The organism is Gardnerella sp. 30-4 (genome assembly GCF_001641215.1).
Lineage (GTDB): Bacteria > Actinomycetota > Actinomycetes > Actinomycetales > Bifidobacteriaceae > Bifidobacterium > Bifidobacterium leopoldii.
The window spans coordinates 1,545-3,188 of the sequence record NZ_LXJL01000047.1 but is presented as its reverse complement, the minus strand read 5'-3'; the positions used below and the strand labels follow the sequence as shown (position 1 = coordinate 3,188).

2 protein-coding genes are annotated in these 1,644 nt (G+C 39.6%); both read left to right on the top strand.

The genetic code is table 11. The annotated features are described in order from the left end of the window. Positions 1–239: 239 nt before the first annotated feature. Positions 240–785 (top strand): DUF4097 family beta strand repeat-containing protein, encoded by a 546-nt coding sequence (locus A5294_RS03640; RefSeq protein WP_064340478.1) that lies wholly within the window; start codon positions 240–242, stop codon positions 783–785. Between the two features lie 40 nt (positions 786–825). Beyond that, complete coding sequence (locus A5294_RS03635) at positions 826–1,419, top strand: DUF4097 family beta strand repeat-containing protein (protein ID WP_064340477.1); 594 nt, start codon at positions 826–828, stop codon at positions 1,417–1,419. The last annotated feature ends 225 nt before the right edge of the window (positions 1,420–1,644 follow it).

The window sequence follows — 1,644 nt, the reverse complement described above, 5'->3', positions numbered from 1 at the left end:
CTTAGCGAGGGCTATCGTTAAAAGGTTTAATGTGCGGCGGCTTTAAGCTGGGTTCTCGTGATTTTTGAGTGCAGTTTGGCTGTTTGAGGGAAGATGTCGACGCTCTAGGGTTGAGTGCACAGGATGTTAACGTTAAAAGGTGCACACACTTTGCACCCACCCTGTGAAGTGGGAAAATATAGCTCAAAAGGTAAAATGAAACCTGATTATTAGTATGTGCACGAGGAGGTGCTTAAGGAATGGATAATAAGAAGTTTATCGCAGAGACGAAAGATGTTCGTTTAACGGTGAAACGTGCTGATACCTTTGGTGTGAGCTTTGTTAACTGTGAACAAGATATATTGAGGGTTGAGGAAGCGCAAAATGTTATAAGGCTTATTCAAACTAAAAAAGTCTCAGCTTCGAATTGGGTGAGGTGGCTTACTCAGGGTATGCCTGAAATTGTTGTGAGTTTGCCACATGATGTGGAAGTTTGTGAGGTTGAATCTGATTCTAATCAAGTGCTCATCACGGATATTGAGATTGGTAAGCTTTATGTAGAAGTGAACAATGGCAAGGTAGAAGTTGTTAATTTGAAGGCGGATGATGTCTTTCTTAAATGTTATAATGGGTTGGCTTCAGCAACAAACGTAGAAGTAACTCATGTTTGTACGCTTGATACGTTAAATGGCATGAGTATTTTAGAAGGAACAATCACCAAGGATGCAAGCCTTGAAGTAGATTGTGAGAATGGTGTCACCGAGGTTTCAGATAAGAAGAAGGTAAATTGTAAAAACGATGGNTGAAACCTGATTATTAGTATGTGCACGAGGAGGTGCTTAAGGAATGGATAATAAGAAGTTTATCGCAGAGACGAAAGATGTTCGTTTAACGGTGAAACGTGCTGATACCTTTGGTGTGAGCTTTGTTAACTGTGAACAAGATATATTGAGGGTTGAGGAAGCGCAAAATGTTATAAGGCTTATTCAAACTAAAAAAGTCTCAGCTTCGAATTGGGTGAGGTGGCTTACTCAGGGTATGCCTGAAATTGTTGTGAGTTTGCCACATGATGTGGAAGTTTGTGAGGTTGAATCTGATTCTAATCAAGTGCTCATCACGGATATTGAGATTGGTAAGCTTTATGTAGAAGTGAACAATGGCAAGGTAGAAGTTGTTAATTTGAAGGCGGATGATGTCTTTCTTAAATGTTATAATGGGTTGGCTTCAGCAACAAACGTAGAAGTAACTCATGTTTGTACGCTTGATACGTTAAATGGCATGAGTATTTTAGAAGGAACAATCACCAAGGATGCAAGCCTTGAAGTAGATTGTGAGAATGGTGTCACCGAGGTTTCAGATAAGAAGAAGGTAAATTGTAAAAACGATGGTTTTGCGCATTACGTGGTGCACTGTCTTAATGGGAAAGCTATTGCGAAGTAGCAGACATATAGATCAAAAAAGAAGCAATAAAACTTGATATAAGTTGGAATTAGAGCGTATATAGACATACCGATAAAGGAGGAAGCCGTATATGCTCTATGTAAAATTTGATGATTTCGAAGATGTTAGCGTCATGGGAAATGAGAAAGATCATGGAATGTTTATTCCGATTAAGGATGGGAATGTGTATGCTGAGTGCGAACGGTGCGGTGTAGTTGAAAGGAT

Coding starts and splice junctions, on each gene's coding strand:
- A5294_RS03635 (WP_064340477.1), top strand. CDS start 826: ATGGATAATAAGAAGTTTATCGCAGAGACGAAAGATGTTCGTTTAACG.